The sequence below is a fragment of the Streptomyces colwelliae genome (assembly GCF_048158785.1).
Taxonomy (GTDB): Bacteria; Actinomycetota; Actinomycetes; order Streptomycetales; family Streptomycetaceae; genus Streptomyces.
In genome coordinates this window covers 1-23,561 of sequence record NZ_JBLTJC010000152.1, presented here as the reverse complement: position 1 = coordinate 23,561, position 23,561 = coordinate 1, and the positions used below count along the sequence as shown (strand labels likewise).

The 23,561-nt window shown below is 70.4% G+C and carries 19 protein-coding genes and 4 pseudogenes; 8 read left to right on the top strand and 15 right to left on the bottom strand.

The genetic code is table 11. The features are described from left to right. Positions 1-6: 6 nt before the first annotated feature. Positions 7-96: pseudogene (locus ACNFOC_RS28275) on the top strand (hypothetical protein); the annotation flags it as partial. Positions 97-177: 81 nt separating this feature from the next. Here ACNFOC_RS28275 and ACNFOC_RS28270 read toward each other — a convergent pair. The 4 genes and pseudogenes from ACNFOC_RS28270 to ACNFOC_RS28255 form a co-directional block, all read right to left on the bottom strand. Next, positions 178-543 (bottom strand): annotated as a pseudogene (locus ACNFOC_RS28270) (aldose epimerase family protein); the annotation flags it as partial. Between the two features lie 137 nt (positions 544-680). Continuing rightward, a complete protein-coding gene (locus tag ACNFOC_RS28265) occupies positions 681-1,475 on the bottom strand; it encodes an ATP-binding cassette domain-containing protein (RefSeq protein WP_416961905.1) in 795 nt (264 codons plus the stop codon). Continuing rightward, positions 1,472-2,506, bottom strand: a complete 1,035-nt coding sequence (locus tag ACNFOC_RS28260; RefSeq protein ID WP_416961904.1) for an ABC transporter permease — start codon at positions 2,504-2,506, stop codon at positions 1,472-1,474. Before ACNFOC_RS28260 ends, ACNFOC_RS28265 begins: the two co-directional genes overlap by 4 nt. 166 nt (positions 2,507-2,672) lie before the next feature. Continuing rightward, the gene (locus tag ACNFOC_RS28255; RefSeq protein ID WP_416961903.1) at positions 2,673-3,791 is read right to left on the bottom strand and encodes a substrate-binding domain-containing protein; all 1,119 of its coding nucleotides are present in this window, start codon (positions 3,789-3,791) and stop codon (positions 2,673-2,675) included. Positions 3,792-3,939: 148 nt separating this feature from the next. Here ACNFOC_RS28255 and ACNFOC_RS28250 point away from each other — a divergent pair, with 148 nt between their 5' ends. Together ACNFOC_RS28250 and ACNFOC_RS28245 are read left to right on the top strand one after the other, a co-directional pair. Further along, the gene (locus ACNFOC_RS28250; protein ID WP_416961902.1) at positions 3,940-5,007 is read left to right on the top strand and encodes a LacI family DNA-binding transcriptional regulator; all 1,068 of its coding nucleotides are present in this window, start codon (positions 3,940-3,942) and stop codon (positions 5,005-5,007) included. A 291-nt stretch (positions 5,008-5,298) separates the two neighbouring features. Beyond that, on the top strand, positions 5,299-6,519 hold the full coding sequence (locus tag ACNFOC_RS28245; protein WP_416961901.1) for a metallophosphoesterase: 1,221 nt from the start codon (positions 5,299-5,301) through the stop codon (positions 6,517-6,519). A gap of 36 nt (positions 6,520-6,555) precedes the next feature. Here ACNFOC_RS28245 and ACNFOC_RS28240 read toward each other — a convergent pair. Beyond that, positions 6,556-6,681: pseudogene (locus tag ACNFOC_RS28240) on the bottom strand (pirin family protein); the annotation flags it as partial. A 56-nt stretch (positions 6,682-6,737) separates the two neighbouring features. Further along, entirely contained in the window at positions 6,738-7,637 is a 900-nt protein-coding gene (locus ACNFOC_RS28235) for an NAD-dependent protein deacetylase (RefSeq protein ID WP_416961900.1), read from the bottom strand. A gap of 220 nt (positions 7,638-7,857) precedes the next feature. Between ACNFOC_RS28235 and ACNFOC_RS28230 the strand changes: the two genes are divergently transcribed. Both ACNFOC_RS28230 and ACNFOC_RS28225 read left to right on the top strand, forming a co-directional pair. Beyond that, on the top strand, positions 7,858-8,400 hold the full coding sequence (locus ACNFOC_RS28230; protein ID WP_416961899.1) for an EF-hand domain-containing protein: 543 nt from the start codon (positions 7,858-7,860) through the stop codon (positions 8,398-8,400). 276 nt (positions 8,401-8,676) lie between these two features. After that, entirely contained in the window at positions 8,677-9,741 is a 1,065-nt protein-coding gene (locus tag ACNFOC_RS28225) for a LacI family DNA-binding transcriptional regulator (RefSeq protein WP_416961898.1), read from the top strand. A gap of 317 nt (positions 9,742-10,058) precedes the next feature. On the opposite strand, the gene ACNFOC_RS28220 is transcribed toward ACNFOC_RS28225, so the two are convergent. The 4 genes from ACNFOC_RS28220 to ACNFOC_RS28205 are packed head-to-tail and all read right to left on the bottom strand — an operon-like array spanning position 10,059 to position 14,728. Next, complete coding sequence (locus tag ACNFOC_RS28220) at positions 10,059-11,450, bottom strand: glycoside hydrolase family 32 protein (RefSeq protein ID WP_416961897.1); 1,392 nt, start codon at positions 11,448-11,450, stop codon at positions 10,059-10,061. Next, positions 11,447-12,319, bottom strand: a complete 873-nt coding sequence (locus ACNFOC_RS28215) for a carbohydrate ABC transporter permease (RefSeq protein WP_416961896.1) — start codon at positions 12,317-12,319, stop codon at positions 11,447-11,449. Before ACNFOC_RS28215 ends, ACNFOC_RS28220 begins: the two co-directional genes overlap by 4 nt. A 22-nt stretch (positions 12,320-12,341) precedes the next feature. Further along, positions 12,342-13,322 carry a carbohydrate ABC transporter permease gene (locus ACNFOC_RS28210; protein ID WP_416961895.1) on the bottom strand — a complete coding sequence of 327 codons (981 nt, stop codon included), beginning with the start codon at positions 13,320-13,322 and terminating at the stop codon, positions 12,342-12,344. Next, on the bottom strand, positions 13,319-14,728 hold the full coding sequence (locus ACNFOC_RS28205) for an extracellular solute-binding protein (protein ID WP_416961894.1): 1,410 nt from the start codon (positions 14,726-14,728) through the stop codon (positions 13,319-13,321). Before ACNFOC_RS28205 ends, ACNFOC_RS28210 begins: the two co-directional genes overlap by 4 nt. Before the next feature lie 223 nt (positions 14,729-14,951). Here ACNFOC_RS28205 and ACNFOC_RS28200 point away from each other — a divergent pair, with 223 nt between their 5' ends. Beyond that, the gene (locus tag ACNFOC_RS28200; protein ID WP_416961893.1) at positions 14,952-16,511 is read left to right on the top strand and encodes a glycoside hydrolase family 32 protein; all 1,560 of its coding nucleotides are present in this window, start codon (positions 14,952-14,954) and stop codon (positions 16,509-16,511) included. 97 nt (positions 16,512-16,608) lie between these two features. Here the strand turns inward: ACNFOC_RS28200 and ACNFOC_RS28195 are convergent. The 4 genes and pseudogenes from ACNFOC_RS28195 to ACNFOC_RS28180 all read right to left on the bottom strand — a co-directional run. Further along, a pseudogene (locus ACNFOC_RS28195) lies at positions 16,609-17,349 on the bottom strand (LLM class flavin-dependent oxidoreductase); the annotation flags it as partial. A 21-nt stretch (positions 17,350-17,370) separates the two neighbouring features. Continuing rightward, on the bottom strand, positions 17,371-18,048 hold the full coding sequence (locus ACNFOC_RS28190; RefSeq protein ID WP_416961892.1) for an SDR family NAD(P)-dependent oxidoreductase: 678 nt from the start codon (positions 18,046-18,048) through the stop codon (positions 17,371-17,373). A 150-nt stretch (positions 18,049-18,198) separates the two neighbouring features. Then, positions 18,199-18,537, bottom strand: a complete 339-nt coding sequence (locus tag ACNFOC_RS28185; RefSeq protein ID WP_416961891.1) for a thioredoxin family protein — start codon at positions 18,535-18,537, stop codon at positions 18,199-18,201. 378 nt (positions 18,538-18,915) lie between these two features. Further along, complete coding sequence (locus tag ACNFOC_RS28180; RefSeq protein WP_416961890.1) at positions 18,916-20,055, bottom strand: PucR family transcriptional regulator; 1,140 nt, start codon at positions 20,053-20,055, stop codon at positions 18,916-18,918. A gap of 87 nt (positions 20,056-20,142) precedes the next feature. Here ACNFOC_RS28180 and ACNFOC_RS28175 point away from each other — a divergent pair, with 87 nt between their 5' ends. Together ACNFOC_RS28175 and ACNFOC_RS28170 are read left to right on the top strand one after the other, a co-directional pair. Further along, positions 20,143-21,198, top strand: coding sequence for a ferredoxin reductase (locus ACNFOC_RS28175; RefSeq protein ID WP_416961889.1), 1,056 nt, complete (start codon positions 20,143-20,145; stop codon positions 21,196-21,198). 7 nt (positions 21,199-21,205) lie between these two features. After that, positions 21,206-22,324 (top strand): fatty acid desaturase family protein, encoded by a 1,119-nt coding sequence (locus tag ACNFOC_RS28170; protein WP_416961888.1) that lies wholly within the window; start codon positions 21,206-21,208, stop codon positions 22,322-22,324. Positions 22,325-22,522: 198 nt separating this feature from the next. Here the strand turns inward: ACNFOC_RS28170 and ACNFOC_RS28165 are convergent, their stop codons facing one another. Then, positions 22,523-23,488 carry a pirin family protein gene (locus ACNFOC_RS28165; protein WP_416961887.1) on the bottom strand — a complete coding sequence of 322 codons (966 nt, stop codon included), beginning with the start codon at positions 23,486-23,488 and terminating at the stop codon, positions 22,523-22,525. Positions 23,489-23,561 lie beyond the last annotated feature (73 nt).

The window sequence follows — 23,561 nt, the reverse complement described above, 5'->3', positions numbered from 1 at the left end:
GACAACATGATCGTCTCCTCCGGCTACAACATCGGCGGTCCCGAGGTCGAGTCGGCGATCAACACCCACCCGGACGTCCTCGAGTCCGCGGTGGTCGCCAAGCCCGACCCCGAACGAGGCTCTGTGGCCGATGCCGAGTTCGCGGCGGCCGATGGTGTACGCGACATCGAGGTCCAGCGCGAACGGGTAACCGGGGTGCCTGCCCGGTCTGATGCTCGTGCTGCGCAGCAGCAGCCGCGCCGAGTCGGCCGTCGTGGTGGCCCCGACGATCCGGAACGGCGCCTCGCGCGCGAAGCCGTGGTAGACCGTGCGGTCCCCGAGGCGGCCGGGCAGCAGGTCGTGCTCGCGGCCGCCGTGGTGGTAGCGGCCGTCGGCGACACGGTTGGAGAACGGGGCGAGCAGGCCCGCCCGTACACCGTCCTGCGAGCGCAGCTCCGCCTCGTCGCAGTAGCCGTCCGTCAGTTCCGTCAGCTGCCCGGTCTCCCCGCGTCCGACCTGCCAGCTCAGCAGCGTCGCCCCGCGCAGGGCGAGGACGGCGCGCACCGCACCGTCCGGCGCGGAGACGGTCACGGTGGGTTCGTCGCCGAGACAGCCCTCGGCGATCCGGAACGCGTCGGCCGTCCCGCCCCTGCCGGTCACCCGGCTTCCGGAACGAGCCTCTTCACCCCCGTCATGGCCGGTCACCCGGCTTCCGGGACGAGCTTCTTCGCCCCCGTCATGATGGCCACCGCGTCCTCCATCGAGTGCGACTGCGGGGTGATGACCCCGGCGCAGCCGCCGAGGCGCTGGATGTGGATGCGGTCGGCGACGTCGAAGACGTTGGGCATGTTGTGGCTGATCAGGATGACGCCGAGGCCCTGGTCGCGCAGGTCGCGGACGAGCTTGAGCACCTGGCCGGTCTCGCGGACGCCCAGCGCGGCGGTGGGTTCGTCGAGGATGACGACCCGGCCGCCGAAGGCACCCGCCCGGGCGACGGCCACCGACTGCCGCTGGCCACCGGAGAGTGTCTCCACGGCCTGGTTGATGTTCTGGAGGGTGCTGATGCCCAGCCGCTTGATGTGGTCAGCCGCCTGACGCTTCATCTCACCGGTGTCGAGCATGCGGAACACCGAGCCGAGCACCCCCTTGCGGCGGATCTCACGGGCGAGGAACAGGTTGCTGGCGATGTCCAGCGCCGGCGCCACGGCGAGGGTCTGGTAGACCGTCTCGATGCCGGCCTCGCGGGCGTCCTGCGGCCGCTTGAAGTTCACCTCGGTGCCGTCGACCAGGATGCTGCCCTGATCGGGGACGAGCGCCCCGGAGAGGCACTTGATCAGGGTGGACTTGCCGGCGCCGTTGTCGCCGATGACGGCGAGGACCTCGCCGGGGTGGAGGGTGAGGTCGACGTCGTTCAGACCGATGACCCGGCCGAAGACCTTGACCAGGCCCTTGGCCTCGAGAACGGGGGCGGTGGCGGGCGTGGGGGCGGTCGTCACGACTTCACACTCCGGATCCACTGGTCGACGGAGACAGCGGCGATCACCAGGACGCCGACTGCGAGGACTTGGTAGTTGGGGTCGATCCCGGCCAGCGCCAGGCCGTTGACGAAGACCTGGACGATGAGCGCGCCGATCAGCGAGCCGAGCACCACGCCGCGTCCGCCGAAGAGGCTGGTGCCGCCGATGACTACGGCGGTGATGGACTGGAGGTTGGCGTTGAGACCGCTGTTGGGGTCACCTCCGCCGACCCGGCCGACCAGGATCCAGGCGCCCACCGCGATGGCGAACCCACCGACCAGGTAGGCGCTCAGCAGCACCCGGTTGACGGAGATGCCGGCCAGGCGGGAGGCCTCGATGTCGTCGCCGACGGCGTACAGGTGACGGCCCCAGGCGGTGTAGCGCAGCGCGTAGCCGATCACCGCGTACAGGGCGATCATGAGCAGGACGCCGTTGGTCAGGTTCAACTGCCCGATGGAGACGGTCTCGCCGCTCCACATGAGGATGTTGCCCGGCTGAAGGGAGATGGTCTGGCCCTTGGCGTAGATGAGCGTGATCGCGGTGAAGATGCTGAGGGTGCCGAGCGTGACGATGAACGGCGGCAGCTTGATCCTGGTCACCAGCAGCCCGTTGACGGCCTGCGCGGCGATGGCGACGACCGCTCCCGCGAGCAGGGCCAGCACGCCCGGCACATGGTTGTCCGCGACGAGCTTCGACATCAGCAGCGAGGCGAGCACCATGACCGCGCCGATCGACAGGTCGATGCCGGCCGTGAGGATGATGACGGTCTGACCGACGGCCAGCGAGCCGATGACGGCCGTCTGCTGGGCGACCAGGGACAGGTTCTGCAACGCGTAGAAGCGGTCGTTGACCAGGGAGAAGACGATGGCGGCGAGCACCAGCACGATCGCCGGGCTGAGCGCCGGCTGACGGTGCAGCACCGAGTGGATGCGCTGGGCCGGTGTGGCGGGCCGGTTGAGGAAGTCCTCCGCCGGTGCCGGTGTCGCTTCACTGTCCACGTGGGTGGTCACAGGGGGTCCTTCCGGTTCAGTCCCTCGTGCGGGCCTTCGTAGGAACGAACTCATGAGGTACGGGCCATGCGGTACGGGCTCATGCGGTACGGGCTCATCGGCTCGTGCGGTGCGGGTGGGCCGCCAGTGCCATGACGGCTACCGGCGGCCCACCCGGCCGACCGGGTCAGCTGCCCCAGCAGGCGGAAGCGGCCTGCGCGGGGGTCTGGACCGTCAGGCCCCCGATGGGCTTGGCGGCGGCCAGCGCGGTGCCGGTGTCGTAGAACGACTTGCCGTTGGTGACGCTGGGCTTGCTGCCGCCGCGGGCCAGCTTCGCGATGGAGCTGACGCCGAGCGCCGCCATCTTGCCGGGGTACTGCACGGCGTCGGCGGCGAACTTGCCGCTGGTGACGTTCTTCAGGCCCGAGCAGCTGCCGTCGATCGCGTAGATCGCGGCGGTCTTCTCCTTGCCCGCCGCCTTCAGCGCGTTGTACGCGCCCTCGCCCGCCGGCTCGTTGATCGCGTAGACGACGTTGATGTCCGGGTTGGCCGACAGGCAGTTCTCCATCGCGGTGCGTCCGCCGTCGATGGCGCCCTGGGTCGGCTGATGGCAGGCGACCGTGTAGGTACCGCCCTTGCCGCCGGTGTACTTCCCGGACTTGGCCTCCTTGCCGTTCTCGGTCTTGCTGCCCGGGTCGATGCCCATGCCCTCCAGGAAGCCGTGGTCGCGGTCGATGTCCACCGAGACGACCTGGTTGTTGAAGAGGTCGAGCATGGCGATGACCGCGGGCTTGCCGTCCAGGGCCGCCGCCGCGTACTGGCCGTCGAGCTTGCCCGCCTGCTCGTTGTCGGTCGCGTAGGTGATGTCCGCGACGTTCGCCGGGTTCGGTGCGGTGTCCAGGGCGATCACGAAGAGGCCGGCCTGCTTGGCACGCTTCAGCGCGGTGTTCACCGCGTCGCCGTTGGTGGTGATCAGGATGCCCTTGTCGCCGCGCGAGACGGCGTTGTCGATGGCGGTGATCTGGGTCTGGGTGTCGCCGTCCGACGTGCCGGCCGCCACCGTGAGGCTCACCTTGTCCTTGGCGGCCTGCGTCTTGGCGTCCTTCTCCATGCTCACGAAGTACGGGTTGCTCAGGGTCTTCAGGATCAGTGACACACCCACCTTCCCGCTGCCGGACGAGGAGGAACCCGAGTCGGAGGAACCGCAGGCGGCGAGGGTGGCGCCGAGGCACATGGTGACGCCGATGGCTGCCGCACGGGTGCGCCGACTGCGGAGGCCCGACGCCTGGCTGGAGGAGAGGTTCATGACGTGATCCCTTTCGAGCCGTCCCTTGGTCGACGCTGAGACAACGTTGACTCGACGGGATAGTGGGCCCGTATGGACGAGCGCGTCAAGACACTGGTAGACATGCGTCGGCAACGACTGGGTAACGCACAATCAGCTGGAGACAACGATGACTCTGGGCGAGCCGCCACCGCGCTCCCCCCGTAGCCGCCCCACCATGCGCGAGGTGGCGGCACTGGCCGGCGTCGCCATCAAGACGGTCTCTCGCGTGGTCAACGAGGTGCCCACCGTCGATCCGGCCATCGCCGCCCGGGTGCGTGACGCGGCCGACAAACTGGGCTACCGGCCCAACCTGACCGCCAGCAGTCTGCGCCGCGGGGACGGCCGTACGGCCACGATCGGGATGCTCGTCGAGGACTCGGCGAACCCCTTCTCGGCGGCCCTGAGCCGCACCGTCGAGAACGTGGCACGCGAGCGCGGAGTGCTCGTACTGGTCGGAAGCCTCGACGAGGACCCGGCCCGGGAACGGGAGTTGGCCCGTGCTCTCATCGACCGGCGGGTCGACGGCCTGGTGATCGTGCCGGCCGGCCACGACCACAGCTATCTGATCAGCGAGCAGCGTTCGGGCACCTGCATGGTCTTCGTCGACCGCGAGCCCAGCCTGCTCGACGCGGACACCGTCGTCTCCGACAACCGGCAGGGCGCCCTCACCGCCGTCAACCACCTGCTGAAGGCCGGCCACCGCCGCATCGCCTACCTCGGCGACCGGGCGACCATTCCCACCGCCGCCCAGCGCTTCGACGGTTACCGGCACGCCCTGGAAGTCGCGCACCTCGCCTACGCCGACGAGATCGTCCGGCACACAGGGGCCAGCGAGGAGTCCGCGATCGCCGCGACCGAGCAGCTCCTGGCGCTACCGAACCCGCCCACCGCGCTGTTCACCAGCCAGAACCTGGTCACCATCGGGGCCGTACGAGCCCTGCGCGCCCTCGGTCTCCAGGACACCGTCGCCCACCTGGGCTTCGACGACTTCCCCCTGGCCGACATCCTCAGCCCGGGGATCTCCGTCATCGCGCAGGATGTCGAGCAGTTGGGCAGGACAGCGGCCGAGATGCTCTTCCGCAGACTGGACGGCGACCAGTCACCCACCCGCACCGTCACTGTTCCGACCCGCCTGATCGAGCGGGGATCCGGCGAGATCACAACAGAAGGACCTCACCAAGCCACACAGAACTGAACGCACGCGCCCGACGAAACAGCCGCCCACCGCGGCCCACCCTGGACACCGCACCAGCTCCAACTGGTCGATGGCGCCCCCTTCACCGAGTCCGGCCACACCCGCCGCGGCGACCTCGCCCAGGCGGCATTGCGATCAGATCCGAAACGCTTCAAGGTGTCTACGGCGGAGTCCTGTCACCCCGCGGAGAACCCTTCACCCCACCGGACCGCACCCGTGAACACCCGTCCGTCCGGCCCGAGGACGACCGGATACAGTGCGCGAGACGGCAGCCCGGTCAGAGAGGGAAGCGTGACCGACACCAGCGACACCCGATCCGCCGACAGTGAGGCGCAGGCTCCACGGCGGAGCCGACTGCTCCGCCTGATGCGCTACCTCCCGCTGATCGCCCCCGTCCTGCTGTGGGCCGTGCCCTGCGGGGTGCTCCTGTACACCGGCCAGCACTGGCCACTGCCCGTCACACTCGCCGGCACCGCCCTCTTCGTCCTCGGTCTCGTCGGTATGCCGCTCGCAATGGGGCGCGGTCATGGTAGGCGCCAGCAGGACCGGGCCGCGATCGTCGGTGACACCCTGCTGGGCGCCGGCTGGGTCCTGTTCACCTGGTCCGTTCTGCTCGGGGTCCTGCTGCGGCTCGCCCTGACCGTGGCAGGCGTCGGCGACGGCCAGGACCGGGCCCGGATCGTCACCTGGACGATCCTCGCGACCACCGCCGTACTGCTCGCCTGGGGGTATGCCGAGGCCCGCCGCGTGCCACGCGTGCGCCGCCTCGACGTCCAACTCCCGCGCCTGGGCGCCGGGTTGGACGGCACCCGCGTCGCCCTCATCACCGACACCCACTACGGCCCGCTCGACCGCGCCCGCTGGTCGGCGCGGGTGTGCGAGACGGTGAACACCCTCGAAGCCGACCTGGTCTGCCACACCGGCGACATCGCGGACGGCACGGCCGAACGCCGCCGCGCCCAGGCCCTCCCCCTCGGCACCGTGCAGGCCACCCAGGCCCGGGTGTACGTCACCGGCAACCACGAGTACTACAGCGAGGCCCAGGGCTGGGTCGACCTGATGGACGAGCTGGGCTGGGAACCGCTGCGCAACCGCCACGTGCTGGTCGAACGCGGAGGCGACACCCTCGTGGTCGCCGGCGTCGACGACGTCACCGCCGAGTCCTCCGGCCTGCCGGGCCACCGCGCCCACCTCGCGGGAGCCCTGGACGGCGCCGACCCCGACCTCCCCGTCCTGCTCCTCGCCCACCAGCCCAAGTTCATCGACCGCGCGGCAGCCGCCGGCATCGACCTCCAGCTCTCCGGCCATACCCACGGCGGCCAGATCTGGCCCTTCCACCACCTGGTCCGCATCGACCAGCCCGCCCTAGCCGGCCTCAGCCACCACGGCACCCGCACCCTGCTCTACACCAGCCGAGGCACCGGCTTCTGGGGCCCGCCGTTCCGCGTCTTCGCCCCCAGCGAGATCACCCTGCTCGTGCTCCGCTCCCCGCAGCTGCCCACCTCGCCGTAGTCCACGAGCCGAGGGTGCGGCGGCGACAGCGGATCGGCGCACCCTCCCCCGCGGCTTCGGCGCCACCGGCGGCAGTTCGGGCACGGGGAGCGGGTCGCCGTCGTACCTCTTCACGTCGCCGAAGCGCGATCCGGTCGTCCAGTCCGTGCGGGCCTGCTGGACGGACACATGGTGAAGGTACGCGGCCCTTGGAGGGTCGACGGCAACAGACCTGTTCCTCAGTCCGCCGGCCCGTCGACCGGGATGCCGAGTCGGTCGGCGACGGTCGTCAGGGCCGTTCCCAGCGGCAGCGCGACCCGGGTGCGGGCGTGCGGGTCACCCCGGGTGGGGTCCCGGTTGACGATCAGCACCGGCTTGCCCTCCTGCGACGCCTGACGGACGAACCTCAGCCCGGACATCACCGTCAGCGACGAGCCGAGGATGAGCAGCGCGGTCGACTCGCGGACCAGCCGCCGGCAGTGCTCGACACGCTGCGGCGGAACCGCCTCGCCGAAGAACACCACGTCCGGTTTGAGGACGCCCCCGCAGTCGGCGCACGGCACGACGCGGAAGTCCCCGACCTGCGCGTCGGTGAGGTCCGCGTCACCGTCCGGGTTGATCCCGGCGGCGACCGGGTCGAAGCCGGGGTTCTCGGCCTCCAGGCGCCGGGCTAGTTCGCGGCGCGGGCTGATGGCGCGGCAGGCGAGGCACACGACCCTGTCCAGGCTGCCGTGGAGCTCCACGACGCCCTCGCTGCCGGCGGCCTGGTGCAGGCCGTCGACGTTCTGGGTGATCACGCCCGAGACGCGGGCGGCCTGGGCGAAGGCGGCGACCGCCAGGTGTCCCGCGTTGGGACGGGCCCGCCCGAAGGTGCGCCAGCCGAGGTGGCTGCGCGCCCAGTACCGGCGCCGCGCGTGCGCGCTGGCGGTGAAGTCCTGGTAGGTCATCGGGGTGTGCCGGCTCAGGCTCCCGCCCTCGCCCCGGTAGTCGGGGATGCCCGACTCCGTGGAGATGCCCGCCCCGCTGAGCACCAGCACACCGCCGACGCTCAGCACGTCGACGACCGGCTCCAGGTCGGTGGTGCCCGGCAGCAGGTCCGCCGCCGTGGGGGTCCAGCTCAATGTGGGGCGCATGCGCATGCCGCCAGGGTACGGAATCGGTGGCGGCCCTCGGCGAGCGTGGCGGGCGTGGACGGTTGCCGGGGAACGGGGTCCTCCGTCCGCGGCCAGCAAACTGGCGCCCGGCGCACCGGGCGGGCGCGTGGGCGCGCGGGGACCCGCCGCGGTGAGCGCGAGCGCCGTTGAGGGGCGGGCGGCCGCGGAAAGCATGTCCTGAGTACTGCGACTGAGGAGACATGTGATGTCCAGCGAGTTCCAGCGGATCAAGCTCCAGGCCATGTTCGAGGCGTTCGACGCGGACGGCAACGGTTATCTGGAGGAGGCGGACTTCGTGGCCCTGGCGGACCGCTGGGGCCGGCTGCCGCGAGTGCGAGAGGGATCGGAACTGGCGGCGCGTGTGGACGGCGTCCTGAAGGGCTGGTGGCAGCATCTGTCGGAGACCGTGGACACGGACCGGGACGGCCGGATCGACATGGACGACCTCCTCGCCATGGTGGACCTGCTGCCGACCATCCCCGAGGCCGTCACCGCCACCGCCGACACCATCTTCGACGCGGTCGACGAGAACGCCGACGGGCGCATCTCGCGCGGCGAGCACCAGCGTCTCGTCGACACCTGGCACGGGCGGCCCGTGGAGACCGGCGGCGCCTTCGACCGGCTCGACCAGGACGCCGACGGCTACCTCAGCCGCCCCGAGTTCGCCGCGCTGTGGACCCAGTTCTGGACCAGCGACGACCCTGCCGAACCCGGCAACCTGATGTGCGGTCCGATCGGCGCCGGGTGAGGCACCAGCGGCGGCCGTTCGGAGCCGGCAGCGGCGGGCCGCCTGCCAGTCGTCGTGAGCGGCTTCCGCGGTCTGGCCCGCGCTCCCCTCCACCATCGCCGGCGGACGACGTGCTGACGCCCGGTCCGAAACGGTCCCCGCCCCGCACGGAATCCGGTGATCGCATCGGACGCCCACACCGCGGCGCCCTGAGGATCTCCTGTGTGCCGTGGCGCTCCCCGCGGATAGGGTGGGCGGTGATCTACAGGGTCGGGCTGGGCGAGGGCGGCGGGCGGCGTGGGCGGTGCCGAGGAGAGCAGGAACACGGGCACCGGGCGCCCGACGTCACGGGACGTCGCCCGGCTCGCCGGTGTGTCGCACACCGCGGTGTCCTTCGTGTTCAACGGCCGGGCCGACGGCAACCTCTCGGCCGCCACCCAGGAACGCATCCGGCAGGCCGCGACCCAGCTGGGCTACCGCCCCGACCCGGTGGCCCGCGGTCTGCGCAGTCGTCGTACGGCCGTGATCGGGCTGGTCACCGACGAGATCGCGTCCTCGCCGTTCGCCGGCCGGCTGCTGCGCGGCGCCATGGAGACCGCCTGGGACAGGGACCATCTCGTCCTCACCGTCGACTCCGGCGGTGACCCGGTCAAGGAGGACGCGGCCGTCGCGGAACTGCTCGACCGGCGCGTGGACGGCATCATCTACGCGGCCATGTCGCTGCGCCGGGTCCGCGTCCCCGAGGGCCTGCACCGCACCCATTCCGTGCTGGCCAACTGCCTGCCCGAGGACGACTCCCTGCCCGCCGTGGTCCCCGCCGAGCGCGCCGGTGGCCGTACCGCGGCCCGGCTGCTGCTCGGTGCGGGCCACCGCCGGCTCGCCGTGATCGGTGGTCTGGACGACATCGCCTCGGTGGAACGCACCCGCGGCTTCCGGGACGTGCTGCGCGCCGAGGGCGTCACCGTGCCCAAGGAGTGGATCGTGCGCGGCGGCGGGGAGATCTCCGCGGGATACGCGGGGGCGCTGCGCCTGTTCGACGGGGTCGAGCCGGGCCGTCGCCCCACGGGCGTCCTGTGCTACAACGACCGGGTCGCGGCGGGTGTCCTGCACGCGGCGACCCGGCTCGGCATCGACGTGCCCGCAGATCTGTCGGTGGTCGGTTACGACGACCAGGAGCACATGGCCGCGTTCCTCACCCCGCCCCTCACCTCGGTCGCGCTGCCGCACCGGGCGATGGGCGAGGCGGCGGCCCGGCTGCTCCTGGACGCCATCGAAGCCGGCCGTACGCCGCCGGCGACCGTCCGGCGGTTGGCGTGTCCTGTGGTCAGTCGGGCTTCCGTGGGTCCGGCGCCCAGTCGGTGACCTGGGCTGCCGGCCCATGCCTGGTCAGCCGCGCGGGTCCGACGCCTCCTTCCTGGTGCCCCGGGTCCCCGGTCCGCACCTGCCCTGCCCTGTGGTCAACCGCGCCTTCCTGGATCCGACGCCCACCCGGTAACCCGGGCGCCCGGCCCGCGCCCGCCCCAGCCCACGGTCAACCGCACCTCCGTAGGTCCGGCACCCACCCCGTAACCCGCGCACCCGACCCGTGCCAGGGCTGCCCTGTGGTCAACCGCGCCTCCCTGAGTCCGGCGCCCACCCCGTAGCCCCCGCACCCGACCTGTGCCAAGGCTGCCCTGTGGTCAACCGCGCCTCCCTGGGCCCGGCGCCCACCCCGTGACCCCGGCACCCGCCCCGTCGACGACCAGCTCGGCGATGTCGCCAGGGCGCCGGTAGACGCGCTCGGTGACCATGGCCCGGTCCGCGACGAAGAGTTCGAGGAGCGAGCCGTCGACGAGCAGCCGGAGCGTGAGTTCGGGCGCCTTCGGCACGTGCACGGTGATCGGGGCGGAGCCTTCCCTGCCGGTGCGGGGCCAGGCGCCGCGGTCGAGGACGACGGTCCCCGAGGCGGGGTCCGCCCGGACGGTCAGCTCCCGGCCCGCCGCGTCCCGGAGCAGGCTCACCATGGTCGGTTCGCGTGCGGTGACCGTCAGGTCGTACGCGTGGGGAAGCGGAACCCGGCCCGGCGCGGTGACGAACGGCTCGGCCGGGCGCAGCAGTTCGAGTTCCGAGGCCGGATTCACCCGCAGTGAACCGTCGGGGTGGACGTCGACGACCCGTGGCGCGGTGAGTACGCCTGCCCAGCCGACCCTGTCCATCTCCTCCTGCGGGCGGGCCTCCCACGACCAGCCCCACAGCAGTGCGCGGTCCGACTCCTGAAGCACGGCGGGAGCGTAGAAGTCCCGCCCCTGGTCAAGCCGGCCGCCGGCGTACGGCACGAACCCCAACCCGCCCTGGCCATCGGGCTCCAGACTGCCCGTCAGGTATCCGGTGGAGCAGGGATCTCCGTCCCACAAGGACACCAGGAGTACGTGGTCGCCGCCTGCCGTCCGGTACAGGTGCGGGCACTCCCAGCCCACCGACTTGTCGCCGAACGCGCCCGCGGCCACCGGGTCCCTGCCGTCCAGCAGCACGCCGGCGAACCGCCAGTCGGTCAGGTCGTCGCAGTCGTAGAGCAGGACCGACGGCGTGCCGTCGGCGTGGCCGGCCCCGACGAGGGCCCAGCGTCTGTCCTCGTGGCGGAAGACGAACGGGTCGCGGAACATGACCACGTCCAGTCCCGGTGGCGGTCCTGCCACCACCGGTGTCGGGAGTGGTTTCCACTCGGTCAGCAGCTCGTCGTCGGGGTCCGCCGCCCGTGCCAGGCAGATGGTGCCGAGGCCAGCGTGGGCATGGTCAACTCCCGTGTATACGGCGGTCGGTGTGCCGGCGTCGTCGGTCACGCAGCCCGACCAGCAGCCGGCCTCGTCGGGGCCGCCGGGTGTCGGGGTGAGCGCGATCGGGTGGTGCTCCCAGTGCGCGAGGTCGGCGCTGGAGGCATGACCCCAGTGGACGTTCGCGTGCACCGGCGCGTCGGGGTTGTGCTGGTAGAAGAGGTGGTAGCGGTCCCGCCAACGGAACGGCCCATTGGGGTCGTTGATCCAGCCGGCGGGCGGACGGACCCTGAAACGCGGCGCGTTGGGGTCATTGCTCAACGGTTGACTCCTGCCGAGGTGATGCCCTCGCGAAGAGGGCGCTGGCCGACGACGAACACGGCGAGGGCGGGGAGCATCGAGAGCACGACCCCGGCCAGGACCACCGAGATCGACCCGGTGCCGAGGTTGCCCTGGAGGGAGACCAGGCCCAGCGGAAGCGTGTAGTTCTGGCTGGAGGTCTCCAGGATCAGCGGGCGGAAGAACTCGTTCCAGTGGTAGTTGAAGGCCAGCACGCCGACGATCGCCAGGCCGGGTGTGGCCAGCGGCGCGTACACCGAGCGGAAGATCCGCCAGGTCCCCGCGCCGTCCAGCATGGCCGCCTCGCCCAGATCCTTCGGCATACCGAGGAAGTACTGGCGCATCAGGAAGGTGCCGAAGGCCGTCGGGAAGGCCGGGATGATCAGGCCGAGGAGCGTGTCGGTGAGGCCCATCGACTTCAGCACCAGGAACACCGGCACGATGGTGACCTGCAACGGCACCATCATGGTCGCCAGGACCAGGCCGAAGAGCGGCTTCTTGAAACGGAACTCCAGGCGCGCGAAGGCGTATCCGGCCAGGCCCGCCGTGATCATCTGGCCGACGGCGATCAGTGCCGTCACCAGCGTGGAGTTCAGGGCGAGCAGCCACACGTCGATCTGCTGGAAGACCCCGTGGTAGGCCGCGGTCGTCGGGTGCGTCGGGATGATCTGCGGGGGCAGGTCGAAGGACTGGGCCGGAGTACGCAGCGAGGTGGCGACGGTCCAGATGACCGGGCCCAGCGTCAGCAGGGCGCACACGGTCAGTACGGCGATCCGGGCCCAGGGGGCGAGCGAGTGACGTGCGCGACTCAGAGTCGGGGTCGCTTTCAGGGGCGGGGTTGCTTGGCTCATGGCGCTCATGCGGCTCACCGGCTCACTGGTAGTGGACGAAACGCCGGCTGAGCCGGAACTGGAGGGCGGTGACCGCCATGATCAGCGCGAAGAGCAGCACGCCCACCGCGGATGCCTCGCCGAAGTCGAGCTGCTCGAAGGCCCTCTCGTAGATCACCATCACCACGGTGCGGGTGGCGTCGCCGGGTCCGCCGTCGGTGAGGACGTAGGGCTGTTCGAAGACCTGGAGGGCGTTGATGATGCCCATCACCGACGCGACGAGCAGCGTCGGTGACAGCAGCGGCAGCGTGATGCCGAGGTGCTTGCGCAGGCCGGTCGCGCCGTCGAGGGCGGCGGCCTCGTGGATCTCCTTGGGGATGTTGTTCAGACCGCCGACGAACAGCAGGAACGAGAAACCGAACTGCTGCCAGACGTAGACCAGGATCACCGTGGCCATCGCCGCGTGCTCCGAGGTCAGCCAGGGCACGGGCGCGACGCCGACCAGGCCGATCAGCCAGTTCACCACCCCGAAGTCCTGGTTGAACAGGTACTTCATCACCACCGAGATGGACGCGGCGGACAGTACCAGGGGGAAGAAGAACGCCGAACGGAACACCGACCGCAGCCACACCGGCATCCGCCCGTTCAGCGCGAGCGCCAGCGTCAGCGCGATCAGCAGTTGCAGCGCGACCGCGAGGACCATGAAGACGAGCGTGTTGCGGAAGGAGACCAGGACGGTCGAATCCGTGAAGGTCGTACGGTAGTTGGCGCCGCCGGCGAAACGGGGCGGGTCGATCACGTTCCAGTGGAACAGGCTCAGCACGACGGACCCGACGATCGGCACGACCGTGAAGACGACGATGCCGACGACCGTGGGCGCCAGGAACAGCGCGGCCAGCAGCCGGGAGCCGCGGTCGCGGACGGACGGCCGTACGGCGACGGCGGGTGGCGTGGCGGGCCGCGAACGTACGGCCGGGACCTGGGCGTTCGGGTCCTGAGTGTTCGGGACCTGGGTGTTCGTCATACCTCACGCTCCATGGCCTGCTCCAGGTCGCCCTGCATCCGGCGCAGCGCGGGACCCACCGCACGCGGCGAGGCCAGCGCGGTGCCGGTGTACTTGAGCAGGACGTCGGTCACCTCGGCGACCTGCGGCGGCGCGGGGATCGGGCCGGTGTCGGGAAACCGGTCGAGGGTGTCGTAGAAGACCTGCCAGTGCGCCGGGCCGCTCGCGGCGTAGCGGGCGGCGTTCAGCATCGAACGCCGGGCCGGGGTGGTCTGGTTGCTCCGGAACAGCCGGGTCATGGTGTCCTTGCGGGCCGCGTACTTGATGAACTCCCAGGCGGCTTCCTGCTTCTTCGAGGTGCGCAGCAGCGCGTAGCCAGCCGCGCCGAACTGGTGGCGCTGGGTACGCCAGCGCGGGAAGTACTGCACGTCGTAGTCGGCGGCCCGCATGCCGGCCAGCTGAAGGCCGCCCGCCCAGAAGCCGCCCGCCGGTGTGACGCCGACGTGGCCGGTGGAGAACACGCCGACCAGGTTGTTGCCGTTGCCGCCCTCGGGCCGGGTGCACAGGTCCTCCTGGACGAGGGAGGCGAGATAGTCGTACGCCTCCTCGACCCGGTCGGCGGTGGCCTGCGGGGTCGTCCAGCGGAAGCCCCCGCCGCGCCCCTGCCGGTCGGCGGCCGGGTAGAAGCTGTCCCACAGCCAGGAGCCGCCGGGCGCCTTCGACTCCTTCAGCAGGTTCGTGCCGTTCGCGAAGAGCCAGGGCACCACCCCGCCCCACAGCCGGTTGGTCCAGAAGTACGGCGTGAAGTGCGAGCCGCCGCCACGCTTCAACTGCCGCAGGAGCGCGGTGAAGTCGTCGCGGCTCCAGTCGGCCGCCGGGAACTCCGCGCCCGCCCGCTTCAGCACCTGCTTGTTGAGGTAGATGTCGGCGGCGTTGAACTCCATCGGCAGCTGGTAGAGGTTCCCCTCGTACATCATCGACTCGACCAGCGAGGGGTGGACGTCGGCGAAGTACTCGCGCAGCTCCGCCGCGTCCCGACGCACCCAGCTGTCCAGGGCCACGCCGAGCCGTTGGGCGAACAACTGCACGCCCTCGGTGGCCACATACACCAGGTCGGGAGCGGTGCCCGCGGCGATCTGGGTGAGGATCTTCGCGAAGAAGTCCGACCAGTCGACGGCCTGCACCGCGTTCACCCGCAGGGGGATGTCGGGGTGGATCCGGTGGAAGCCCTTGGTGAGGGCGTCGACGGTGGCCGGGTCGAAGGCGGAGCCGAGGGTGGCGACGACGAGGGAGCCGTCGTCACGGCCGGGGATGTCGGCTCCCGTGAGCCGGTCCCAGCTCGCGGCGGTCCCGGCCAGGGCGGCTGCTCCGGCCCCGTACGCGCCGTACCGCAGCAGCGTGCGGCGAGGGAGGTGCGAGTCAGTCATCTAACGGGCCTAACTCGTGTTAGTTCAGGGGTGATGCCCCAGATGATGGGAAGCGGGCGGCAGACCTGTCAAGGGTCGGGAACGCTTGACCTTTAACGAGTTAGGTCTACAGTCCTCGTTCGCAGGAGCCGATTTTCCACGCCCTCCGCACTGTGAGCCGCACTCGCGTGTGTGACGAGCCGCCACGGGCCCTCATGGGCCGTCACGAGAGGAACGATGCGTCATGCCCGGAACGTCGGGGATTTCCAGGAGATCACTGTTCGCGGGATCGGCGGCGGGCACCGCCGCCGCGCTGCTGTCCACCGGAACAGCCACGGCCGCGAGCGGGACCAAGTCCGTTGCGAGCGGGGCGAGTTACCGCGCCGCGTACCACTTCACGGTCCCCGACCAGTGGAAGAACGACCCGCAGCGGCCCGTCTGGATCGACGGCGAGTACCACTACTACTACCTCTACAACGCCGACTACTTCACCGGTGCCGTCGGCACCGCGTGGCGTCTGGCCACCACCAAGGACCTGGTCTCCTTCACCGACCGCGGGGTCGCCGCGCCCAAGAACACCACGGCCAACGGTGATCTCTGGTCGGGTTCGGCGGTGGTCGACACCGGCAACACGGCCGGATTCGGCGTGGGCGCGGTCGTCGTCATCGTCACCATGTCCCCCGGTGGTGGCACGGACTCCCAGGCGCAGTTCCTGTACTACTCGACCGACGGCGGTCTCACCTTCACCAACTACGGGACCGCCCCCGTCCTGCCCAACCCGGGCGTCGCCGACTTCCGCGACCCCAAGGTGATCCGGGACGAGGACCGGGGCCGCTGGGTGATGGCCCTCGCCGAGAACGACAAGGTCGGTTTCTACCACTCCGACGACCTCAAGTCCTGGACGTACGTGAACGGTTTCGTCCACGACGGCATCGGCGTCCTGGAGTGCCCCGACCTGTTCCGCATCACCGCCGGCGACGGCACCGTGAAATGGGTGCTCGGCGTGAGCGCCAACGGGAAGAGCTCGGGGCTGCCCAACACGTACGCCTACTGGACGGGTTCCTTCGACGGCAGCGCGTTCACCGCCGACGCGGGTGACCCGCAGTGGCTCGACCACGGCTGGGACTGGTACGCCGCCGTCACCTTCGAGAAGCGGGACGCGAGCGGCGCGGTGGACGCGGCCGCCCGGTACGCGATCGGCTGGGTGAACAACTGGGACTACGCCAACACCACCCCCACCATCGACTGCGACGGCTTCAACGGCACCGACTCCGTCGTCCGCGAGATCACCCTGAAGAAGGCGTCCGACAGCACCTACTACCTCGCCTCCCAGCCCGTCGCCGGCCTCGACTCGCATGTCTCCCGCACCGTGAACCTGGGCGACGTGACCGTGAACGGCACGAAGGTGCTCGACTACACCGGTATCTCCTACGAGGTGACGACCGAGCTCACCTGGTCCCAACTCACCGGCGCAGGCCTCCAGTTGAGGCGCTCACCCGACGGTGGCCGGCACATCGACGCCGGGATCTACGGCGACTACGCCTTCCTGAACCGACGCAACACGGTGAACGCCGACACGTCCGGCAACTGGCAGGAGAGCCACACCCCGTTCGACCCGTCCGCCGGCACGGTGAAGCTGCGCATCCTGGTGGACCGCACGTCGGTGGAGATGTTCGTCGACGACGGCCGCTACGTGCACACCAGCCAGGTGTTCCCGTACCTGCTGGACACCCGGCTCGCGCTGTTCACGATCGGCGGCAGCGCGGTGTTCCACAACACGGTGATACGCGAGTTCTCGGTGTGAGGCCGAACGCGAGCCTCAGGGGCTGGTGGGGAGAGTTCAGGCCCACCCGCCCCGAACCAACCGATCGATCGAACAGCCCTGCCTCGGTCGTCGACCGTCACCGGACTTGAGGCAGAACATCCGCGGCAACCAGCTCCAGGTGGTCGAGATCCTCCAGATCGAGCGGCTGAAGATAGAGGCGCGTGGCGCCCGCTTCTGCGAACCGGCCGATTTTGTCGACCACTTCGGCCGGTGTTCCAGAGATACGGCTCTTGGCGAACTCGCCGTCCTCGGGCCCCAGCGCCTCGGCCCGGCGGCGCAGTTCCGACCGGCTGCGGCCGCAGCACAGCACCTGCGCGGCGGACAACTCCAGGCTGTCCGGGGCGCGTCCGGCGACACGGCACGCGGTGCGGGCCTGTTCGAAGAGCTGTCTCGTCGGTTCCAGGGGCAGGAAGGGGATGTTGAACTCGTCCGCGTAGCGGGCGACCAGACGGGGCGTACGAACCGGTCCGTCCCCGCCGATCAGTATGGGCGGCCGGGGTTGGTGCGGCTTGGGCAGTGCCGGTGAGTCCGTGAGTCGGTAGTACTTCCCGTCGTAGGTGAAGGTCTTCCCCACCGGTGTCTGCCACAGCCCGGTGATCACGGCGAGTTGCTCCTCGAACCGGTCGAAGCGCTCGCGCTGGGCGGGGAAGGGGATGCCGTACGCGGTGTGTTCCTCGGCGTACCAGCCGGTGCCGAGGCCGAACTCGATCCGGCCGCCGCTCATCCGGTCGATCTGGGCGACGGCGATGGCCAGCGGACCGGGCAGTCGGAAGGTCGCCGCGCTCATGAGCGTGCCCAGGCGGATGGTGCTGGTCTCCCCGCCCGTCGGCGCCGATCGTCATTGACTCCGCTCACGGCTTTCGAGGCGGAAGTCGAAGGGCACCGTTCCCGCGTCGAGTGCGGTGACCCCGCCGTCCAGTCCCGACTCCTCTGCGAACCGGGCCATACGGCGGTCGGCCATCTCGGTGCGCACCCAGGTCGGGCACACGGTGTTGGCCCGCAGCCCCTGGCCCGCGTAGTCGACCGCCAGCGAACGGCACAGCTGGAGCAGCGCGGCCTTCGAGGTCGCGTACGCGGCATTGCCCTTCCCGTTGCGCAGTGCCGAGACCGAGGCGACTGCGACAACCGAACCGCGGGCCTTCAACAGGTGCGGAAGAGCAGCACGCAGCAACAGAAAAGGGCCCGTCAGGTTGGTGCGGATCATCAGGTCCCACGCCTCGTCCGAGAGATCTCCCACCGCGCCGCCCCGTCCGACGCCCGCGTTGAGGACCAGCCCGTCGAGCCTGCCGAAGCGGGAGACCGTGGTCTCGACGAGATCCTGGACGGCCGTCGGATCCGTGAGGTCGGCGGGGTGAGCCAGAGCACCGGTTTCGTCCGCCACCTGCCGCAGCGGCTCCGGCCGCCGCCCGCCGACAACGACCTGACATCCGCCGGCACGCAGCAACCGGGCGGTCGCGGCGCCGATGCCGGTACCTCCACCGGTGACAACGACGACCCGCTCGCCGGTCATGACCATCAGGGCTCCTCGCCAGCCGGGAAACAGGCCCGTGCGATCCTACGCAGCACCGTCGCCGCAGGTCGCTGAGCTGGTTGATCACCGCAGCGGGACCGTGCCTGCCCCTGCTCAGGAACCACCTTGCCGACCCTCACATGCCGTAGCGGCAGCTCAGAGGTGGCCGTCCAGCAACTTCCGCACCTCGGCGGTGGTCATGGGCCCCGTGCCGTGCGCCACCGCCTCTCCCTCCTTCAGCAGGACGAAGGACGGGGCTCCGGTGATCCCGTATCGCTCGGTTGCGGCTGGACAACGCGTGATGTCGGCGCGGACGACCGTCAGGCGACCCGTGCAGTCGTCGGCGATGCCACCCACGACGAGGTCCATCACCCGGCAGGGTTCGACTGCCTTGGGCCATGTCCCGGTGAAGTATGCGAGGACCGGAACTCCGCTCATCCCGAGGATGAAATCGAACTCCGCGTCCTCACGGGGTCGGTGAACCCGCTTCGCCATGCAAGCTCCTGACCCCACGTTCCGTCATTTCATCCCCATCATCCCTCGCGCGGTGTGCCAGGCCGACTCGGTCGGTCGTCCCGTCGGCCTGCGGGAAGGGAGGCACGGGGCCGTCGCATAACCACGGTGGTCCCCTGCGCGAGCGGCCCGGCCCCCCGTTCCTGCTGACCTGGCCCGGCTGCCCCGCCGGTCACCCAGCCGCAGCCCGCCGCGCGCCCGTGAGTCGGCTCGTGTCAGGACAGCGCCCTCCATGACGACATGAAAGCCGTTTTTCAGGCCGGGCCGCATGAGCCGGCTGACGGCTCCGAGAACGAGGCACGATTCCTGGACCGCTCGCGGACGCGGACGCGGACGCGGTCGTGGACGGGCGAGTACGCGTCAGCCGACCCGAAGACCGACCGCCAGCGTCAGTTCAAGGACCCGGTGTGGCGATGCGAGATCCGGAAACAGCTCCCGCAGCTGCGACATCCGGTACCGGACCGTCTGGGGATGGACGAACAACGCCGCCGCCACCTCGTCCCGCCTGCCCTGGTGCAGCAGCCACTCCCGCAACGTCTCCTCCAGGCGCCGTGCGGTCGCGACAGGCAAGGTCCGCAACGGTGCGAGGGCTCGGGCACGCAGGTCTGCGAGCGCGTCCGCGTCGGCGCTCAGCACCAGCTCGGGCAGGTGGTCCTCGGTGTCGCGAATGTCAGAGGAGAGGGAGCGCGCGCGTACGGCTCGTGCGTACGAGGCGGACGCACGCGTCCATGGCCGGGCCGGGCCGACCACGGCGGTGCGGTCGGTCAGCATCCGCAGGAGATGTGATCGGTCGGCATCGGGGACGAGCAGCACACCGGTGGCGTCCGGCAGGTCGTCGAGGACGAGGGTGCTCGGGTCGAGCGCGCGGTAGGCGGGCCGGGCCTGGGCGGCGGGCAGCAGGACCGCGGTCAGCGAAACCGGAGGCTGCCACCCGGCCCGTTGAGCAGAGGCCAGCAGCACGTCCGGGCTCGCGCCGGCGAGGAGGTCGCGGGCCAGGTGTTCCAGGTGACGCTCGAGGTCCCTGCCCCGGGCGGCCAGTTCGTCGGCGTGGCCCGCGGCGCTCGCGGCGGAGAGCTCGTCGATGTAGGCGAAGGTCAGCTCGGCGAACTTGGCGACCTCGGCGGCGGGCAGACCTGCGGGTACGGCACCTGCTGCCAGGCATCGCCAGGCCACGCGGGCGCCGACGCGGTAGGCGCCGAGCAGGGCGTCCATCGAACGGCCGTCACGCACCTCGCCGCGGCCCAGTTCGTAGGCCGCGTCACCGGCGTCGCCGCCCGTGGCGTTCCCGCTCGCGAGGTCCAGATAGTGCCCCAGGGCGGTGCGGACGGATCGGCGGATGGTGCCGCCCATGCGGCCCGAAAGGGCGTTGGCGTAGGGAGGGACTTCGTCGATGATCGCCTCGACGACCTCGTCGGCGGTGGCCTTCAGCGCGGCCCGCATGGCCGTGACCGTCGTCTCATCCAGGGCCAGTTCGCTGGCCCTCCGTATTGCATGACTCACGTCTTTGTTCCCTGCGAACAATTCAGCCGACCAGATTCACGTCCTGCGGTCAGGACTTTACGCCCTGAGGCGCAGCAAGCTGAAGTCATGACGAGTACAGCCCTCCGCAGCAGGGCGTGGAAACTGCTGGAGATGGTCACGACGCCGCTGCTGCCGTCGGACTACCTCGACCTGGTCAGCCCGCTGCGTGCGGGCGCCGACCTGCGTGGGCGCATCGAGGCCGTGCACCCCGAGACGGGCGACGCCGCGACCATCGTGATCAGACCGGGACGGGGCTGGCGCGGCCACACAGCCGGTCAGTACGTGCGGATCGGGGTCGACGTCGACGGGGTGCGCCTGTGGCGTGCCTACTCCCTCACCTCGCCGACAGACCGCCAGGACGGCCGCGTCACGATCACCGTGAAGGCGATCCCGGACGGCAAGGTCAGCAACCACCTGGTCCGCAGGGCGAAACCGGGCACGCTGATCCAGCTCGACCAGCCGACCGGTGACTTCGTACTGCCGCGGGCCAAGCCCGCCAAGGTGCTCTACCTGACGGCCGGCAGCGGCATCACGCCCGTGATGGGCATGCTGCGCGACACCGAGTTCGACGACGTCGTCATGGTCCACTGCGCACCACAGCCGCAGGACGTGATCTTCCGCAGCGAACTGCACGACCTGGTCGCGGACAAGAAGCTGCGGCTCACCGAGGTGCACACCGACACGGACGGCATGCTCGACATCGCCCGTCTCGACGAACTCGTGCCCGACTGGGCCGAGCGCGAGACCTGGGCCTGCGGGCCCGCGGGCCTGCTCGACGCCGCCGAAGAGCACTGGAGCGAGCACGGCGTACAAGAGCGCCTGCACACCGAACGCTTCCGCCCCGGCATCGTCGTCACCGGTGACGGCGGCGAGGTCACGTTCAGCGCCACCGGCAAGACCGTCGACGCGGACGGCGCCACGCCGTTGCTGGACGTCGGCGAGGAGGCCGGTGTGCTCATGCCCTCCGGGTGCCGCATGGGCATCTGCTTCGGCTGCGTCACGCCGCTCAAGGCGGGCGCCGTCCGCGACCTGCGCACCGGCGAGATCACCGAGGCCGAGCCGGGCGTCCTCATCCAGACCTGCGTGTCCGCCGCCGCGGGCCCCTGCGACATCGAACGGTAGGAGCACCTTGACCGCCACCGACCCCACCGCCCACCTGACCGCGGAGCAGATCGAGGAGCTCGGCCGCGAGCTCGACGCGATCCGCGACGAGGTGATCGCCGGCCGCGGCGAGAAGGACGCCGCCTACATCCGCAAGGTCATCTCGGCGCAGCGCAAGCTCGAACTGGCCAGCAGGGGCGTGCTGCTGTTCTCGCTCTTCCCGCCCGCGTGGCTGATCGGCACCGCCGGTCTGTCCGTGGCGAAGATCATGGACAACATGGAGATCGGCCACAACATCCTCCACGGCCAGTGGGACTGGATGCGGGACCCGAAGATCCACTCCACCACCTGGGAGTGGGATCACGTCTCGCCGTCCGAGCAGTGGAAGCACTCGCACAACGAGCTGCACCACACGTACACCAACGTGATCGGCAAGGACAACGACCTCGGCTACGGCATCATGCGCGTCGACGAGGACCAGAGGTGGCACCCGTTCCACCTCGGCCAGCCGGTGTGGAACTTCATCAACGCCTGCTTCTTCGAGTACGGCATCGCGGCGTACGACCTGGAACTCGGCAAGAACCTGAACAAGCGCCGCCGCAAGAACCCGGAGTTCCGCGAGCGGGCCAAGGCCGTGGGCCGCAAGATCCGCAAGCAGGTGCTCAAGGACTACGTCATCCACCCGCTGCTGTCGGGGCCGTCGTTCCTCCCCACGCTCGCCGCCACGTTCACCGCGAACCTGGTCCGCAACATCTGGACCCACTCGGTGATCATGTGCGGGCACTTCCCCGAGGGCGTGCAGGTCTTCGAACGCCGGTCGATCAAGAACGAGACGCGCGGCCAGTGGTACCTGCGCCAGATGATGGGCTCGGCGAACATCAGCGGCAGCAAGGCCATGCACTTCATGACCGGCAACCTGTCGCACCAGATCGAGCACCACCTCTTCCCGGACCTGCCGAGCAACCGGTATGCCGAGGTCGCGGTGAAGGTGCGCGCGCTGTTCGAGAAGTACGAGCTGGAGTACGTCACCGGCCCGCTGCCCAAGCAGGTGTTCTCCGCGTGGCACAAGGTCTTCCGGCTCTCGCTGCCGAACAAGAAGCCCAAGGTCAAAACGCCGGACCGCGAGCAGGAGCTCGTCGCGGCCTGATTCCCGGCAGTGGTTCAGATCTGCCTGACTGTGCGCCAGGAGCTCAGCGCACAGCCCCCGGCGAGGTGTTGAAGCACGCCGATCTGCCGTGGTCGGGCTGGGTGGAGGGCATGGGCTGTGACGTGGACACTGCCGCAACCGATGCTCGCCACCCCGGGCACGCCCGCGCCAGGCAACCCTGTGGCATGTCCCAGCAGGTCAGCGCACCCTCCCTCGCGGCTTCAACGCCACCGGAGGCAGTTCAGGAGCCGGCAACGGATCGCCGTCGTACCCCTTCACCTCACCGAAGCGTGACCCGGTCATCCAGTCCGTGCGGGCCTGCTGGATCTCCTCCTGGGTGCGGCCGATCCAGTTCCAGAACATGATCAGTTCCTCGTCGAACGGCTCACCCCCCAGCAGCATCAGCCCCGCGTCCGACACGGCGCGCAGCGGGAGTTCGGTGCGGCCGCAGCCGAGGTAGAGCATCGAGCCCGGGAGGACCGGGACGCCGTCGACGTGCGCCTCGCCGGACATGGCGAGGACGGCGTACTCGAAGTCCGGTTCCACGGGCAGGCGTACGTCCGCTCCGGCGGCGAGGGCCAGGTCCGCGCCGACGATCGGGGTGTACGTCGTGCCGGGCGAGGCCGCGCCGTCGACGTCGCCGAGGACGATCGTGGCGCGCAGGCCCGGCGCCGTGACGACCGGCAGTTCGGCGTGGTGCTCGAAGTGCGGGTCGACGTGCCGGTGGCTGTCGGGGAGGGCGACCCAGAGCTGCGCGCCGTGCAGGAAGCGGGCGTGCGCCTTGGGGCTCTGCTCGGCGTGGCTGATCGCGCGGCCGGAGGTCATGAGGCCCAGTTCGCGCGGGCGGATCGTCGCGACGCCGCCGGTCGAGTCCCGGTGCAGCACCTCGCCCTCGTGCAGCCAGCTCACCGTCTGGAGGCCCATGTGGGGGTGCGGGGGCACCTGCATCCCCGGCTCGTCGGCGATGTCGTCAGGGCCGTAGTGATCTACGAAGCACCACGCGCCGACCATACGGCGGCCCAGGTTGGGCAGCAGTCGGCGGACCTCGGTGGACTCGCCGAGCTGGACCCGGCGCGGGCTGAGGAGTTCACGGACGGGCTCCGCCACCACGAAACCGCGGCCGCCGCACAGGGCCGGAACCGCTTCGCGATCAAGATTGCTCATGGCGACAACCTAGTCCCGCCGAGGCCGTTCCGTCAGTCCGTCGAACCGTGACCGGGGCCGCTCCCCCGCCCCC

Coding starts and splice junctions, on each gene's coding strand:
- ACNFOC_RS28165 (WP_416961887.1), bottom strand. CDS start 23,488: ATGAGCAATCTTGATCGCGAAGCGGTTCCGGCCCTGTGCGGCGGCCGC.
- ACNFOC_RS28215 (WP_416961896.1), bottom strand. CDS start 12,319: ATGAGCCAAGCAACCCCGCCCCTGAAAGCGACCCCGACTCTGAGTCGC.
- ACNFOC_RS28175 (WP_416961889.1), top strand. CDS start 20,143: ATGACGAGTACAGCCCTCCGCAGCAGGGCGTGGAAACTGCTGGAGATG.
- ACNFOC_RS28210 (WP_416961895.1), bottom strand. CDS start 13,322: ATGACGAACACCCAGGTCCCGAACACTCAGGACCCGAACGCCCAGGTC.
- ACNFOC_RS28185 (WP_416961891.1), bottom strand. CDS start 18,537: ATGGCGAAGCGGGTTCACCGACCCCGTGAGGACGCGGAGTTCGATTTC.
- ACNFOC_RS28255 (WP_416961903.1), bottom strand. CDS start 3,791: ATGAACCTCTCCTCCAGCCAGGCGTCGGGCCTCCGCAGTCGGCGCACC.
- ACNFOC_RS28190 (WP_416961892.1), bottom strand. CDS start 18,048: ATGGTCATGACCGGCGAGCGGGTCGTCGTTGTCACCGGTGGAGGTACC.
- ACNFOC_RS28235 (WP_416961900.1), bottom strand. CDS start 7,637: ATGCGCATGCGCCCCACATTGAGCTGGACCCCCACGGCGGCGGACCTG.
- ACNFOC_RS28205 (WP_416961894.1), bottom strand. CDS start 14,728: ATGACTGACTCGCACCTCCCTCGCCGCACGCTGCTGCGGTACGGCGCG.
- ACNFOC_RS28200 (WP_416961893.1), top strand. CDS start 14,952: ATGCCCGGAACGTCGGGGATTTCCAGGAGATCACTGTTCGCGGGATCG.
- ACNFOC_RS28230 (WP_416961899.1), top strand. CDS start 7,858: ATGTCCAGCGAGTTCCAGCGGATCAAGCTCCAGGCCATGTTCGAGGCG.
- ACNFOC_RS28250 (WP_416961902.1), top strand. CDS start 3,940: ATGACTCTGGGCGAGCCGCCACCGCGCTCCCCCCGTAGCCGCCCCACC.